Raw genomic sequence first — 15,190 nt, 5'->3', positions numbered from 1 at the left:
CGGCTACTGCACGAGGTATCGGCGCTTTGCCGAGGAGAGTATCATTATCCAAATTGTTCACGTTCCTTCCTTTGGAAATTTAACGATTGCTTTCATCGAAGCGGCAGGGCAGCCGACCCTGCGGTAATGGTTAATCGTTTTTTTCAAAATTTGAAAGCATTTTCAGCCCGATCCGCATAAATGTGTCCCGCTCCTCGGGCGAGATGCCGCGGAGCAGCATGGCTTCGGTCTCCGTAATCTCCTGCAGGCAGGCAGGACGGAAGGCTTCGGCTTTTTCAGTGCAGACAATGCATTTGCGCCGTGCGTCCGCGGGATCGGGTTCGCGGCGGATGAGATCGGCAGCCTGCAGGGCCTGCAGTATTTCGGTTGCGGTGGAAGGCCGCAGGCCGAATTCCTGCTCGACGTCGCGCTGTACGAGCGGGTGTTTTTGACTTTCTATCAAAATGTAGTTGAGAATCTGACCTTTGGTGCCGCTGATATGAATGCGTTTTTGCGTTTCCGCTGATCGGCGGCGCAGGCAGTTAGATAGCTTGTTGATAAGCCGCCCGGTATCCATGAAATCACCTCGTTTAATTACTTCGTTTCCTAAGTAATATTGTAGTCGGTGATTGCGGAATGTCAAGAGGGAATTTTACTGCTTGCCCGGGGAGATGGGAGCCGTCCGGACGGCTCCTTTTTCCTGCACCGGATGACTGGGGAACACGAACTGCCGCAGGCGGGTTCGCCCTGACGGGGCGGCTCTTTTTCCTGCATCGGCTGACCGGGGCGCGCGAACTGCGTGAGCGTGTTCGCCCCTAACGGGCGGAGAGTTTTCCGCTGAACCTCAGCGGGGGATTCGCCGTCTGCGGACGGCGGGAGCGTTGCCGCGCCCGCGGCGGGGGCAAAAAGGAAGGACAACCTGCGGTTTTCCTTCCTCTTTGAACTCCTACCTTTCCCTTGGATAGTCTGGCGCAGATTGCCTACATGTGACCGCTTCGAAAAAGGGAACGGCAGAGGATTTTTTCTTCCGTGTCTTTCTCGACTTATTCGCAGTGTCAGATACATTACTGCTACACCTGCGGTTTCATCTTTGCAGGCGCAACATACCCGTGTCGCGCAACTCTTTAACATGTTATAACGGATGACACCTGCGAATTTAGGCGTTCGGTACAATCTATCCTCGCAGGCCCTGTCTATCATAACGCGCTTACGAATCGTGCGGCACTGTTATGCCGCACCCAGCGTAGAGTTGCCCGCCTGTGTAGCAGAATAATGGTATCTGACGCTGCGAATACGCGGATACATGAGCGCACGCAGTGCGTCTCTGCGGAAGAAAAAATCCTCTGCCGTTCCTCTATTTCGCAGCGGTCACATGTCGGTAATCTGCGTCAGACCCTCTAAGGAAGAAGGATGATTCACAAGAAGGAGGGAACCTTGGTTCTCTCCTTCTTGTGCCCCTGCCGGGCAGGCAGGATTCCGCTTGCTTCGTAAGCAACAAATCACCATTTCAGCAGAAACTTTCCTATTGACAGCCTGTCGCAGAGTTTTATACAATAAAACAAAACAACGAAACGAGGTGCCTGCTATGCACATCCACCATTTAGCGCTCCGCGTGCGCGATTTCGAGAAATCGCTGCATTTTTACCAGACGCTCACCGAGCTCAAGATCCACACGCAGTTCTCCGCGAACGGCGGCAGCATTGCCTACCTGCAGAACGCCTCCGGCGAAACCCAGCTGGAGCTGATCGGCATGCCGGAGGGCGAGACCGTCAAGGCGTCCGGTATGTTCCTCTGCTTCGGTACGGAGGATATCGCCAGTGCACATGAGCGTGCTGTCCTGCACGGCATGAATCCGTCCGATATCCGTCAGCCGGAGCCGGACGCGCGCTATTTCTACGTTTACGATCCGGACGGACTGTCCGTGCAGGTGCGTGAATACCGTTAAAACAGATTTTTAAGCGTCGGACGCTGCACCTCCGGCAAATGTCTCAGTTGAGCGAGCAGCTCCGCACGGTCGAGCGCCAATTCGTCCGTCAAGCCGTTTTGCTGCGCGGCAAGCATGCGGTCAAACAGCCGGTCAGCCTGATCAATCTCGCTGTGCAGCAGCAGAGCGCCGAGCAGAGTCTGTGCTGCGTCCCATGTCTCCCGCGCTTCGTTCAGGCGGTCGTTCTCTACGTCGAGGGCGACCGCCTGTGCCGTGTTGTCCACGGCTCTTATGCTCCACACACTGCCGAGGATGAGTACGGCACACAGCACGGCAGCCGTCAGCAATCGCTTCATGCGCGGCCCTCCTTTTTCTGCAGGAACGTGTTGCCGCAGTCGTCGAGCGTCATCAGGAACACATCCTCGACCGCGATACTCTGGTTTTTCAGCCGCCGCTCGATATCCGCAGGGGAGAGGTGCAGCAGCTCGAGCGAGCGCGGAACCATCTTGCCGTCCGACACGACTACAAGCGGCAGACCGGTATCCTTGGGCGTAATGCCGAGCATTTCCGCCGTGACCGGCTGCTGCTGCTGCTTGAGGATAACCGTCAGCGTGCCGTCCGGCTCGATGACGCCGTATTTCACATCGGACACGGCTGCAACATTCTGCTTGCGGAGTGTCTCTATCACCTCGTCGGTCGTCAGCCGCATTTGCCGCAGCTTGTCAATATCGAGCTGTCCCTTGCGGATGATGATGGCCGGCTGACCGTTCAGCAGCCGCCGGAATCTGCGGCTTTTGAGTGCGGCGAAGCTGAGAAAAATCTCGAGCACCACGAGCGTGGCGATCGGCACCAGACCGGAGAGCAGCGGAATCCCTAAATCCTGCATGGGCACAGCCGCCAGATCGGATACCAGAATGGTAACGACCAGCTCGGACGGGTCCAGCTCGCCGATCTGCCGTTTACCCATCAGCCGCACGGCGCAGATGACCGCGCAGTATAAAATCAGCGTGCGCAGCAGCGGCACTGCCATACGCCCGCACCTCCTTCGCTTATGAAAATCGCACAGTTTACCGGAGTAAAAACTGTATATGTTTGGCATTGTGTAGTATGGCGAAAAAACAAAGAAATATGCACGACAGTTTTCGCATATTTGCAGTCGGAAAGACGTTGACATTCTGAGGAAACGCCTTTATAATATAAACAACATTCAAAAAGATACAGGCTGCGAACGGAAAAGTAGCGTCCCGGACCCATGATAGAGAGCTGTCGGCTGGTGTAAGACAGTGGGAAACGGAAAGTGCGAAAGTCCTCCGGGAGCCGGATTGCTGAAATGAAATGAAACAGGGTTCAGTGTAAGCTATCCCGCATGATCTGCGTTAAATGATCGGGTGAGTGGTCATGCCGCCGAATAGGGCAGTGTGGCAAAAAGAGTGGTACCGCAGAGTTTTTGGTCTTTGTCTCTTTGTGAGACAAGGGCTTTTTTGTTTATACGGTATCTTGCGGCAATCGTTATCCGGCTGCTGCATAAGTATGTATGTTATGTTGAAATGAGAGAAAGGAGGCGGATTCGCAATGGTAAAGAACGGCGCAGAGATTCTGATCGACGCACTTGTAGAGCAGGGAGTTGATACCATTTTCGGTTATCCCGGCGGTGCGGTTTTGAACATCTATGACGCACTTTACAAAAACAGCGACCGCATTCGACATATCCTGACCGCGCACGAACAGGGCGCGGCACACGCAGCGGACGGCTACGCCCGTGTGACCGGCAAGGTAGGCGTCTGCCTGGCAACGAGCGGACCGGGTGCGACCAACCTCGTAACCGGTATTGCTACCGCGTATATGGATTCCATCCCGATGGTTGCCATCACCGGCAACGTCGGCACCAGCCTCATCGGCCGCGACTCCTTTCAGGAGGTTTACATTGCCGGTATCACCATGCCAATCACCAAGCACAATTTCGTTGTCCGTGATGTTGACGAACTCGCTGACACCGTGCGCGATGCGTTCCGCATTGCCGCTTCCGGACGTCCGGGTCCGGTGCTGATCGACATCCCGAAGGATATCACCTCGGCACAGTGCGAGTTTATCCCGAAGGGCAAGGTCGAGATCAACGAGACCTACGAGATTTCGGACGAGGAGCTGCAGACCGTAGCGGATATGATCGCCGCCTCCGAGCGTCCGGTGATCTACTACGGCGGCGGTGTTGAAACCGCTGACGCAGGCGACATGCTGCTGCAGCTGCAGCGCAAGGCGGATATTCCGTCGGCGCACACCATGATGGCCATCGGCTGCATCCCGGATACCGAGCCGCTCAGTCTCGGCATGATCGGTATGCACGGCACGGTTTCCGCCGCATGGGCGGTTGAGCGCTGCGACCTGCTGGTCTGCATCGGTGCCCGCTTCTCCGACCGCGTTGCGACCAACACCAAGCGTTTTGCACCGTCGGCGAAGGTTATCCATGTTGACATTGACAACGCGGAGATCAATAAGAACATTGGCGTTGACTATGCCATTGTTTCCGATGCGGAGACCTTCCTCGAAAAGGTTATGCCGTATATCAAGGAGGCAAAGCACGACGCATGGCGCGCGCAGATTGCCGAGTGGCAGACAAAGCTCGACTATGTGCCGAAGGACGACGAGAGCGTTATCCATCCGCACCAGCTGCTCCGCACGGTTGCGGAGGAGACCCCGGAGGACACCATTATCGCAACCGACGTTGGTCAGCACCAGCTTTGGAGTGCACAGTACAACGGCCGCAAGCACGTTCGTCAGTTCTTGACGTCCGGCGGTCTGGGTACGATGGGCTTCGGCTACGGCGCGGCAATCGGCGCGCAGGTGGCTTTCCCGGACAGAACGGTTGTCCACATCACGGGCGACGGCTCGTTCCACATGAATCTTAACGAGATCTGCACCGCGGTTTCCTATAACCTGCCGGTGATCACGATCATTATGAATAACCGCGTGCTCGGCAACGTGCGTCAGTGGCAGACCATGTTCTATGGCAGCCGTTACTCGCAGACCGACCCGCACCGCAAGACAGATTACGTCAAACTGGCCGACGCCTTCGGCGCACGCGGCGTCCGTGTTACCAATATCGCCGAGCTGCGCGACGCGCTGCGGGAAGCGGTGAAGCGAACCGGTCCTGTGCTGATCGACGCACAGATCGACAAGGACGAGCGCGTCCTGCCGATGATTCCGGCAGGCGGCACGGTTGACGATCTTGTAACGGAATAAGGAAGGAGAAATCATGGAAAAGTATATCCTTTCTGTCACCGTACAGAACAACGCCGGTGTTCTGGCACGCGTATCCAGCCTGTTTGGCCGCCGCGGCTACAACATCGACTCGCTGACTGTTTCGGCCACGACTAATCCGAAGGTTTCCTGCATGTCTATCATTGTGCAGGGCGACCATATGGTGCTTGAGCAGATCATGAAGCAGCTGGCAAAGCTGGAAGAGGTCATGCATGTTGTACACCTCGAAGAAGACAGCTCCTGCTGCAGTGAGCTGGTGTTCGTTAAGCTGCATACGCCGGACGTAAGTGTCCGCAGCGATATTCGCCAGTTGTGCGACCTGTACGGCGCACGGGTCGTAGAAACACAGGAGAGCGAGATCATCATCGAGCTGTCCGAAGTGCCGAGCCGCATCGATGCCTTCCTCGACGTCATCTCGAACTTTAAGATTCTCGAGATGAGCCGTTCGGGCGTTACGGCAATCGAAAAATAATCTTGGTTAATTAGGAGTTAGAAATTGGGGATGAAAAGCGCTGCCGCGCCGGAGAATGTTTCATAACCGGGGAGGAAGCCCCTTGCAATCACTGATTACTGACTGCTGATTCATATAATTGACTCTTTATAAATTTTTAGGAGGAAATAAAAATGGTAAAGATGTTTTATGACGCAGACTGCAACCTGTCTCTGCTCGACGGCAAGACCGTTGCAATCATCGGCTTTGGTTCCCAGGGTCATGCTCACGCAATGAACCTGAAGGATTCCGGTGTACATGTTGTAGTTGGTCTGCGCCCGGGCTCCAAGCACGAGAAGAAGGCGAAGGACTACGGTCTGGAGGTTATGACTCCGGCTGAGGCAGCAGCAGCAGGCGACATCATCATGATGCTGACCCCGGATGAGAAGCAGGCTGACATCTATAAGGACGTTATCGCTCCGAACCTGAAGCCGGGCAACGTACTGGCTTTCGCGCACGGCTTCAACATCCACTTCAAGCAGATCGTTCCGCCGGCTGATGTTGACGTTATCATGGTTGCTCCGAAGGGCCCGGGTCACATCGTTCGTCGTGCATACGAGGAGGGTCAGGGTGTTCCGGATCTGGCTTGCGTATATCAGGACGCTTCCGGCAAGGCTATGGATATCGCTCTGGCATACGCCTGCGGTATCGGCGGCGGCCGTGCCGGCATCCTCGAGTCCACCTTCAAGACCGAGACCGAGACCGACCTGTTCGGTGAGCAGGCTGTCCTCTGCGGCGGCGTTTGCGAGCTGATGAAGGCTGGCTTTGAGACCCTGGTTGAGGCTGGCTACGCTCCGGAGAACGCTTACTTCGAGTGCGTTCACGAGATGAAGCTGATCGTTGACCTGATCAACGAGGGCGGCTTCGCTAAGATGCGTTACTCCATCTCCGACACCGCTGAGTACGGTGATTACCGCACCGGCAAGCGCATCATCACCGAGGAGACCCGCAAGGAGATGAAGAAGATCCTGCGCGAGATCCAGGACGGTACCTTTGCATCCGAGTGGATTCAGGAGAACCGTGCAGGCGGCCGTGCCAAGTTCCTCGCTACCCGTGCTCTGGAAGCAGACACCGAGCTTGAGGAGACCGGCAAGAAGCTGCGCGGCATGATGAGCTGGCTCAAAAAGTAAGTAAAGCTGCGCTTGTGCTTACTTTTTATAGGGGGCTTCAAAAGCCCCCTATATACAAATCATGGTTCCGTAGAAACCATGATTTGATACCCGAATGACGCCGCCCACGGCGGCTGGGTCGGGGTGTAAAAAGTCAGGTACACGCCCTGACTTTTTACGGCACACTTCGTGTACCGATTTTATGCCGCAGCGTCCGCTGCGGTTCCCAGAAGGGAAAACTGGTGCAGAAGTGTGAACTTGCTACCCCGAACGGGCGGACGGACTATCCCGTCCGCCCGTTTTTTCTATCAGGCAGTCTGCTGGACTGCTTTCAAAGGAGGAATTCCCTGTGAGAAGAAGTGATAACATCACTGCAGGACCCGAGCGCATGCCGAACCGTTCGCTGCTGCGTGCCTGCGGTATGACCGATGAGGAGATCAGGCAGCCGATCATCGGCGTGGTTTCGGCGTATTCCGAGATCATTCCGGGCCACATCAACCTCGATAAGATCGCGGATGCGGTTAAGGCGGGCGTTCGCATGGCTGGCGGTACGCCGGTGCTCGTTCCGGCCATCGGCGTATGCGACGGCATTGCCATGGGTCACATCGGCATGAAGTACTCGCTGGCAAGCCGTGAGCTGATCGCGGACAGCGTAGAGACGCTGGCGCAGGCGCACCAGCTGGACGGTCTGGTGCTCATCCCGAACTGCGACAAGATCGTGCCCGGCATGCTGATGGCTGCCGCTCGTCTGAACATTCCATCCATCCTGGTTTCCGGCGGCCCGATGCTTGCAGGCCATTTCGGCGGTGAGGAGGTATCCCTGTCCAAGACCTTCGAGGCGGTTGGCGCCTACAAGGCCGGCATGATGGACGAGGAGACCTTCTACGAAGCCGAGTGCAATTCCTGTCCGGGCTGCGGCTCATGCGCAGGCATGTACACAGCAAACTCGATGAACTGCCTGTCTGAAGCCATCGGCATGGCGCTGCCGGGCAACGGCACGACCCCGGCGGTTTCGGCGGCCCGTATTCATCTGGCAAAGCACGCCGGCATGAAGATCATGGAGCTGATCGAGAAGGACATCAAGCCGCGCGACATCCTCACGCCGGCAGCATTCCGCAACGCGCTGACCTGTGAGATGGCGATCGGCTGCTCGACCAACTCGGTTCTGCACCTGCTGGCAATCGCAAACGAAGCAGGCGTTCCGCTGCAGCTTGAGACCCTGAACGAACTGTCCGGCAAGGTGCCGAACATCTGCCATCTGGCTCCGGCAGGCCCGCACCACATTGAGCAGCTTTACATGGCGGGCGGTGTTCCGGCCATCATGAAGGAGCTGACCAAGCGTGATTTCCTCGACCTGTCGCTCATCACCTGCACCGGCAAGACGGTCAGCGAGAACCTTGAGGGCGTTGTCAACAAGAATCCGGAGGTCGTTCGCCCGCTCGAGAATCCGTATTCGCAGACCGGCGGCATCGCTGTTCTGTGGGGCAACATCGCAAAGAACGGCTGCGTTGTCAAGCGTTCGGCAGTTGCGCCGGAAATGATGGTGCACGAAGGTCCGGCACGCGTGTTCGACTGCGAGGAGGACGCAATTTCCGCTATCTACAACGGCAAGATCGTGCCGGGTGACGTTGTTGTCATCCGCTACGAAGGCCCGAAGGGCGGTCCGGGCATGCGCGAGATGCTCAACCCGACCTCTGCGCTGGCCGGCATGAAGCTGGATACCACGGTTGCGCTCATCACCGACGGCCGTTTCTCCGGTGCGTCCCGCGGCGCATCCATCGGCCATGTTTCGCCAGAGGCTGCTTCCGGCGGCGAGATCGGTCTGGTGCAGGAAGGCGATATCATCTCCATCGATATCCCGAACAGCAAGGTAAACGTCAATGTTTCCGACGAGGAGCTTGAGGCACGCCGTGCCAAGTACGTTCCGCGTGAGCCGAATGTCAAGTCCGGCTGGCTATACCGCTATTCGCGTTTGGTCACCTCTGCAGATCAGGGCGCTGTGGTTCGTTGATTTTTGCGTAATGAAAAGAAGTCCGAAAATTTTTCGGACTTCTTTTAATTCTTCATTCCGCAATCGCAAAATTTCTGCTCCAAGCGTAGACAGAACTGCACCGCAGTGCTATAATAAAGTAATTCTTGAAAAACGAAAAAGGGAGGTCATTTATTATGAAAAACCCTGAAAAGCTGCTTGATCTGCTGGCGCAGGACGCGCGTCTGACTCCGGCACAGCTGGCCGCGATGCTCGGTGAGACCGAGGAGGACGTGGCTGCTGCGATCAACGCGTATGAGAAGAATTCGACGATCCTCGGCTACAAGACCGTGGTCGATTGGGATAAAACATCCAAGGAGAGCGTAACCGCACTCATCGAGGTCAAGATCACCCCGCAGAAGGGTATGGGCTTTGATGAGATCGCCCGTCAGATCTATTCGCACCATCAGGTGGAGAGCGTGTATCTGATGAGCGGCGGCTTCGATCTGACCGTTATCATCAAGGGACGCACCATGCGCGAGGTTGCCCGCTTTGTCTCCGAGCAGCTGGCGCCGATGGAGAACGTGCTGTCCACCGGTACGCATTTTATCCTCAAAAAATACAAGGACAACAGTGTGGAATTCGATCCGGCAGACAGCGATAAGAGAGAGGTCATGGCATGGTGAACTACGAGCAGATTCTCTCTGCGCGTGTAAAAGAGGTACAGCCTTCCGGCATTCGCCGCTTTTTTGAACTGGCGGCTAAAATGCCGCACGCGATCTCGCTCGGTGTGGGCGAGCCGGATTTTGAAACGCCGTGGCAGATTCGCCGCGCCGGCATTCAGTCCCTGGAAAAAGGACAAACCTTCTATACCTCCAACTGGGGCCTTGCCGAGCTGCGCAATCAGATTGCTGCGCTCGTGCGCCGTAAGTACCGCCTGTGTTACGATGCGGACAAGGAGATCCTTGTGACGGTCGGCGGCTCTGAGGCGATCGACAACACCATCCGTGCGATTGTCAACGTGGGTGACGAGGTGCTCATTCCGGAGCCGAGTTTTGTATGCTACAAGCCGCTGACGCAGATGGCAGGCGGCGTTCCGGTGCCGCTGCCGACCCGCGCGGAGGACCAGTTCAAGCTGACGGCGGACAGTCTGCGCGCTGCTATTACGCCGCGCACCAAGCTGCTCATCCTGCCGTACCCGAACAACCCGACCGGTGCGATCATGACGCGCGATGAGCTGCAGGCGATTGCGACGGTCATCAAGGACACGAACATCATCGTGCTGTCGGATGAGATTTACAACAGCCTGACCTACGGCCCGGATCGCCACGTCTGCTTTGCGGAGCTGGACGGCATGAAGGAGCGCACCATTGTTGTGGACGGTTTCTCCAAGTCCTATGCGATGACCGGCTGGCGTCTCGGCTGGGCAATGGGTCCGAAGGAGCTGATGCGCCACATCTGCAAGATTCATCAGTTCGGTATTATGTCCGCGCCGACGACCGCGCAGTTCGCGGGCATTGAGGCTATCCGCACCGGTGAGGACGATATCGAGCGCATGCGCGAGCAGTATGACCTGCGCCGCCGCTACCTGCTCGGCGAACTGCGGAGCATGGGCCTCGAGTGCTTTGAGCCGCAGGGCGCGTTCTATATGTTCCCGTCGATCGAGTCTACCGGCCTGTCGAGTGACGAATTCTGCGAGAGACTGCTGCACGAGCAGGAGGTCGCGGTCATTCCGGGCAGCGCCTTTGGTGAGAGCGGTGAGGGTCATGTGCGTATTTCGTATTCGTACTCGATGAACCATCTGCGCGAGGCTTGCCGCAGGATGCGTAAGTTTTTGCAGACTTTGCAGGCGGAAAAGTGAGATAAAATGAAAGCACCGCCCGAAATGGGCGGTGCTTAATCGTTATGCAGGATTTCATGCGCTTCACGGATAGAAATGTTATGCAGACGGGCGTATTCCATTGTGGTTCTAATATATCACAGCAGTGGGAAAAAGGCAAACAAAAAGAACGCTCTCGAGCGTTCTTTTTGCTTTCTTATGCGATTATGCCGCGACAGTTAAAATACACAATACTGCTTCATATAAGCATCCATCAGCGGCAGCAGATGCGCATACTCCTCCTTATCCGCAAGATACTCGCGGATATCCTGCACGGTGACAAGTGCGTGCACCTTGATGCCGAACTCCTCGCCGACCTCCATAACAGCGGTCTTGCCCGGGTTCTGGCCGACCTCACAGCGGTTTACCGAAATGAACATATCGGTAACCTTCACATCTGCGCAGGCCTGCAGCACCGGCATGGTCTCGCGGATAGCGGTGCCTGCGGTGATTACATCCTCGATGATGATCACGCGGTCACCGTCCTGCGGCTTGTAGCCGACGATATTGCCGCCTTCGCCATGGTCCTTGGCCTCCTTGCGGTTGAAGAAGAACGGCTTGTCGATGCCGTAATTGCGGGCCAGCGCACCGGAAACCGAGGTAGCAAGCGGGATGCCCTTGTACGCCGGACCGAACATTGCGTCGAACTGATCACCGACGGTTTCCTTGACCAGAGCTGCGTAAAACTCACCCAGACGGGAGTTCTGCAGACCGGTCTTGTAGTTGCCGGTGTTGACGAAATACGGGGTCTTTCGGCCGGATTTGGTTGTAAAATCGCCGAAGCGCAGTACGTCGGCACTCATCATAAATTCGATAAATTCCTTTTTGGCAGCAGTAAGCATGATCGTTCCACCTTTTTCTATCAATATACTTATCTTCAGTATACCAGAATTTTCGGCAGGGAACAACCCTTTCTGTCAAGCGGCGGTCAACAAATTGCACAAATACACAGGGAGATTAACGTGTTATGAACGGAAAACTGTCAAACTCCTGTTGCAGAAAATGAAAAAACGCGGTAAAATATACTTAGGTATTTCTATGCCTGAACGACGATTTACAATCGTCAAAAACAAAAAGGTGGCTAACAACACAAATGGCATTTCACGGTTTTTCCGCAGAAGGCGTGGATCTTCTGCAACTGAATCGCCTGCAAAACAGCAAAGAATTTTACGATGCACACAAGGACGAGATCAAGCGGTTATCCATCCGGCCCTTTCACGAACTGATCGCGGAAATGACGCCGGAGATGGTCAAGATTGACCCGCAGTTCGTCACCGTGCCGTCCCGCATGGTATCCCGCGTGCGGCGTGATACCCGATATACCAAGGATAAAACGCTCTACCGGGCGAACATGTGGCTGTTCTTCCGCAGAGCACGACGGGAACGCGAATCCGTTCCCGCATACTATTTTGAACTGCATCCCGAATACTGGGCCTTCGGCTGTTGGGGCGCGTGGGGCAGAGGCGAAATGGAAGCGCTGCGCGAAATGATCCTCGCAGAAGACAGGCTGTTCCTTGACGCCTTTCGTGCGGTGAACAGCTGTCCGCAGGTGCACCTTGCGGGCGAGATGTACAAGCGCCCGAAATTCCCGGACGCAAAGCCGGAATATCAGGACTGGCTGAACCGCAAGGAGATCGGCGTGGATTACACAAACAGTGAGGACTTTGCTCCGGTGCTGGACGGCACGTTTGTTCCGTTCATGCTGAAGACCATGCGGCAGCTTGCGCCGCTGTACAGACTGCTGCTCGCGGCGAAGGAACGCGCAGACGCGGCCGGACGGGAGGCGCTGCAATGAGATATCTTGCACTGGATTTCGAGACCGGAAACGCCTCGCCGCTGAGCGCGTGCGCACTCGGCGCAAGCGTGTTTGAGGATAATCAGCTGGTGGATGAGAAAATCTCGCTCATCCGTCCGCCGGAATGCGTGGGCAGGTTCCACTGGGGCAATGTCCGCGTCAACCACATTAAAGAGAAGATGGTCGCGGACGCACCGTCGTTCGCCGAGGTGTGGGAGCCGCTCGCCGACATCGCGGAGGGCTGCGTCATCGTGTGCCACAACGCTATGTTCGATACGAATGTGCTTTGCAGCTGTCTGGCGCATTACGGACTGAAAATGCCCGAATGCCGGTACTTATGCACGGTAAAGGTGTCCAAGCGGGTATGGCCTGAGCTGGAAAATCATAAACTGGATACGGTATCCGCCGCGCTGCACATCGACCTGAACCACCACGAGGCCGGATCGGATGCGCGGGCTGCGGGACTGATCCTGCAGGCGGCTCTGCGCAGGACGGGCAGCGCGGACGCCGACGCACTGGCAGAAAAAATCGGCATGCGGCTCGGCCGTATTTCCTCGATGGGGAAAACGCCGTGCAGCATCGCCGGGGACCCCAAACCCAGGGAGCACAGGCGGACAGCGCGTCCGCGTAATACGGTAAAACGAAAAGGAGAGAACAAGCTATGAAAAACTATCTGGATAGTATTGACCGCGATGCACTGCGCAGCCGTGCCGAGCAGATGCTGCACACCGCAGGAAACGCTTGCGATCAGGCAGGACGCTTCATGAACACCACGACCGAAAAGATCCGCGGCTTCTCGCTCATCGAGTTCTTCATCTACGAGACCTGCCTGCTGTCGTTCGGTCTGTGGCTGGGCACCTGCTTCTCTAAATTTTTCAAGAAGTTCCGCGCGATCATCTTCGCAGCGTTTGCCGCAACGTGGCTGTACCTGCTGTGGCGCGTGTTCTTTGATGAGGATGAGGACTAAGCGTATTCAATCTTCGTTTTCATCCTCTGACAGCTGACAGGAAGGAGTTTATTGTTGGAAGATCCCAATCAGGAAAAAAAGTCCCGGTTTGACCTGCAGCCGCACTATATCGAGTGGGGACTGACTGCGTTAGGTGTCATTGTAGCCTGCGTGCTGGTCGTGTTCGTGCTGTTCCGCATGACAATGATCTGGGGCATAATCAAGAAGTTTTTCAGCATTCTCAGCCCGTTTATCTACGGCTTTGTGATGGCGTACCTGCTCATGCCGGTGTTCAACATGCTGTACCGTAATCTGCAGCCGCCGATGTCGCGTAAATTCAAAAACGGCACACGGCTTGCCAAAGGCTTGTGCAGCGCGCTGACGCTGACCTTCGGTCTGGCGGTTGTAGGCGTGCTGCTGTGGATGGTGCTGCCGCAGCTGGTCACGAGTATCACCTCGCTGGTGGACTCGATGGACCTGTATATGAACGAGATATCCGGCTGGGTGGCGTCGCTGCTGCACAACAACCCGGAAATTGAGCACAGCTTCATGCGCCTGTACGATCAGTTCTCCGCACAGATAATGAACTGGGCGCAGAATGACCTGCTGCCGCAGCTTGGCAACATGATGAGCGGCGTTGTTACGACCGTAAACGTGCTGATGAATCTGCTGATCGGTGTCATTATCGCGCTGTACATTCTCAACAGCAAGGACACCTTCTGTGCACAGGCGAAAAAGATGACGTACAGCCTTTTCGCGGTTGAAAAGGCGAATGCCATCATGGCGCGTGTGGCGCATATTCACCGCGTGTTCGGCGGCTTCATCACCGGTAAGCTGATGGACTCGTCGATCATCGGTGTGCTGTGCTTTATCGGTATGCGTCTTATGATCTCGTTCGGCTGGATGACCATGCCGACGTCGTACGCGCTCCTGATTGCGGTTATCATCGGCGTGACCAATATCATCCCGTTTTTCGGGCCGTTCATCGGTGCGATTCCGAGCACCATTCTGATCATGGTCATCAGTCCGGTGCAGGCGCTGTATTTCGTCATTTTTGTGCTGCTGCTGCAGCAGTTTGACGGCAATATCCTCGGACCGAAAATCCTCGGCAACGCCACCGGACTGTCGAGCTTCTGGGTCATGTTCGCCATTCTGCTGTTCGGCGGCGTGATGGGCTTCGCGGGCATGGTGATCGGCGTGCCGCTGTTTGCCGTGCTGTACAGCATGTTGACCGAGAAGATCAATCATCTGCTGAAAAAGCGCGGTCTGTCCGTGGATACGAACGACTATCGCGGACATAAGCGCATCGACCCGGAGACACACGCGTTCGTTGAAGCGCAGGAGACAATGCCTCCGGTGAGCGCAAAAGAGCGCCGCCGTGCGGCAAATGCTGCACAGCAGAAAAATCAGGAAAACAAAAACCAGTAATATGCGCAAAGAGGGACACTGCGAGTTAGAAGTGTTCCTCTTTTTTTGTGTTCTGATGCAGAACGGCAGAGTGTCGCTTGCGAAGCGAACGGAACTGCGCTGACGCCGCGCGGGCGCACAAGAGGGTAGACACCTGCGGTTTCCACCCTCTTGTGAATCACCCCTTTCCCTTGGATAGTCTGGCGCAGATTGCCGACATGTGACCGCTGCGAAATAGGGGAACGGCAGAGGATTTTTTCTCTGCTGCGGACGAACTACCTTCGGAGTCCGTCCTCTTGAGCAACCTGTTCGCAGTGTCAGATACCGTTCTGCTACACAGGTCGGCTACTTCCAGCAGGCGCGGCATGACAGTGCCGCGCAACTCGTAAGTCTGGAGTTTGTGGACAGCACCTACGGATTAGGTGTTCGGTGCAATT

15 protein-coding genes and 1 other annotated feature are annotated in these 15,190 nt (G+C 56.0%); of the genes, 11 read left to right on the top strand and 4 right to left on the bottom strand.

Translation table 11 applies throughout. The features are described from left to right. Positions 1 to 130: 130 nt before the first annotated feature. Positions 131 to 556, bottom strand: coding sequence for a MarR family winged helix-turn-helix transcriptional regulator (locus PG722_RS00075; RefSeq protein ID WP_270579283.1), 426 nt, complete (start codon positions 554 to 556; stop codon positions 131 to 133). A 1,008-nt stretch (positions 557 to 1,564) separates the two neighbouring features. Between PG722_RS00075 and PG722_RS00070 the strand changes: the two genes are divergently transcribed. Next, positions 1,565 to 1,924, top strand: coding sequence for a VOC family protein (locus tag PG722_RS00070; RefSeq protein WP_110437077.1), 360 nt, complete (start codon positions 1,565 to 1,567; stop codon positions 1,922 to 1,924). On the opposite strand, the gene PG722_RS00065 is transcribed toward PG722_RS00070, so the two are convergent. Together PG722_RS00065 and PG722_RS00060 are read right to left on the bottom strand one after the other, a co-directional pair. After that, complete coding sequence (locus PG722_RS00065) at positions 1,921 to 2,259, bottom strand: DUF4363 family protein (RefSeq protein WP_270579282.1); 339 nt, start codon at positions 2,257 to 2,259, stop codon at positions 1,921 to 1,923. The two genes, PG722_RS00070 and PG722_RS00065, sit on opposite strands and share 4 nt — an antisense overlap. Next, a complete protein-coding gene (locus tag PG722_RS00060) occupies positions 2,256 to 2,933 on the bottom strand; it encodes a DUF421 domain-containing protein (RefSeq protein ID WP_270579281.1) in 678 nt (225 codons plus the stop codon). The genes PG722_RS00065 and PG722_RS00060 overlap by 4 nt, the downstream gene beginning before the upstream one ends. 185 nt (positions 2,934 to 3,118) lie before the next feature. Continuing rightward, positions 3,119 to 3,368, top strand: a binding site (T-box leader). Between the two features lie 107 nt (positions 3,369 to 3,475). Here PG722_RS00060 and ilvB point away from each other — a divergent pair. From ilvB to PG722_RS00030, 6 genes are all read left to right on the top strand, one after another. After that, positions 3,476 to 5,140, top strand: a complete 1,665-nt coding sequence (gene ilvB, locus PG722_RS00055) for a biosynthetic-type acetolactate synthase large subunit (protein WP_270579280.1) — start codon at positions 3,476 to 3,478, stop codon at positions 5,138 to 5,140. 13 nt (positions 5,141 to 5,153) lie between these two features. Continuing rightward, complete coding sequence (ilvN, locus tag PG722_RS00050; RefSeq protein WP_270579279.1) at positions 5,154 to 5,630, top strand: acetolactate synthase small subunit; 477 nt, start codon at positions 5,154 to 5,156, stop codon at positions 5,628 to 5,630. Positions 5,631 to 5,782: 152 nt separating this feature from the next. Beyond that, positions 5,783 to 6,778, top strand: coding sequence for a ketol-acid reductoisomerase (gene ilvC, locus PG722_RS00045; RefSeq protein ID WP_118361496.1), 996 nt, complete (start codon positions 5,783 to 5,785; stop codon positions 6,776 to 6,778). A 328-nt stretch (positions 6,779 to 7,106) separates the two neighbouring features. Further along, positions 7,107 to 8,768, top strand: coding sequence for a dihydroxy-acid dehydratase (gene ilvD, locus PG722_RS00040; RefSeq protein WP_270579278.1), 1,662 nt, complete (start codon positions 7,107 to 7,109; stop codon positions 8,766 to 8,768). A 155-nt stretch (positions 8,769 to 8,923) separates the two neighbouring features. Continuing rightward, a complete protein-coding gene (locus PG722_RS00035; RefSeq protein ID WP_118361494.1) occupies positions 8,924 to 9,412 on the top strand; it encodes an Lrp/AsnC family transcriptional regulator in 489 nt (162 codons plus the stop codon). After that, positions 9,406 to 10,587: a pyridoxal phosphate-dependent aminotransferase gene (locus PG722_RS00030; protein ID WP_116705107.1), complete on the top strand. Its 1,182-nt coding sequence runs from the start codon at positions 9,406 to 9,408 to the stop codon at positions 10,585 to 10,587. Before PG722_RS00035 ends, PG722_RS00030 begins: the two co-directional genes overlap by 7 nt. A 197-nt stretch (positions 10,588 to 10,784) precedes the next feature. On the opposite strand, the gene pyrE is transcribed toward PG722_RS00030, so the two are convergent. Then, positions 10,785 to 11,447: an orotate phosphoribosyltransferase gene (pyrE, locus tag PG722_RS00025; RefSeq protein WP_116705106.1), complete on the bottom strand. Its 663-nt coding sequence runs from the start codon at positions 11,445 to 11,447 to the stop codon at positions 10,785 to 10,787. Between the two features lie 251 nt (positions 11,448 to 11,698). Here pyrE and PG722_RS00020 point away from each other — a divergent pair, with 251 nt between their 5' ends. From PG722_RS00020 to PG722_RS00005, 4 genes are read left to right on the top strand one after another with little or no spacing between them, the layout of a single operon-like run. Continuing rightward, positions 11,699 to 12,400: a DUF2461 domain-containing protein gene (locus tag PG722_RS00020; protein ID WP_116705105.1), complete on the top strand. Its 702-nt coding sequence runs from the start codon at positions 11,699 to 11,701 to the stop codon at positions 12,398 to 12,400. Further along, a complete protein-coding gene (locus PG722_RS00015) occupies positions 12,397 to 13,065 on the top strand; it encodes a 3'-5' exonuclease (RefSeq protein WP_270579276.1) in 669 nt (222 codons plus the stop codon). The genes PG722_RS00020 and PG722_RS00015 overlap by 4 nt, the downstream gene beginning before the upstream one ends. Next, positions 13,062 to 13,367, top strand: coding sequence for a hypothetical protein (locus PG722_RS00010; protein ID WP_116705103.1), 306 nt, complete (start codon positions 13,062 to 13,064; stop codon positions 13,365 to 13,367). The genes PG722_RS00015 and PG722_RS00010 overlap by 4 nt, the downstream gene beginning before the upstream one ends. 54 nt (positions 13,368 to 13,421) lie before the next feature. Then, positions 13,422 to 14,774 (top strand): AI-2E family transporter, encoded by a 1,353-nt coding sequence (locus tag PG722_RS00005; RefSeq protein WP_270579274.1) that lies wholly within the window; start codon positions 13,422 to 13,424, stop codon positions 14,772 to 14,774. Positions 14,775 to 15,190 lie beyond the last annotated feature (416 nt).

It is taken from the genome of Butyricicoccus sp. OF27-2pH9A, assembly GCF_027693185.1.
GTDB classification, from domain to species: domain Bacteria; phylum Bacillota; class Clostridia; order Oscillospirales; family Butyricicoccaceae; genus Agathobaculum; species Agathobaculum butyriciproducens.
The sequence above is the reverse complement of the archived record's forward strand: the minus strand, read 5'-3'. Positions and strand labels throughout refer to the sequence as shown.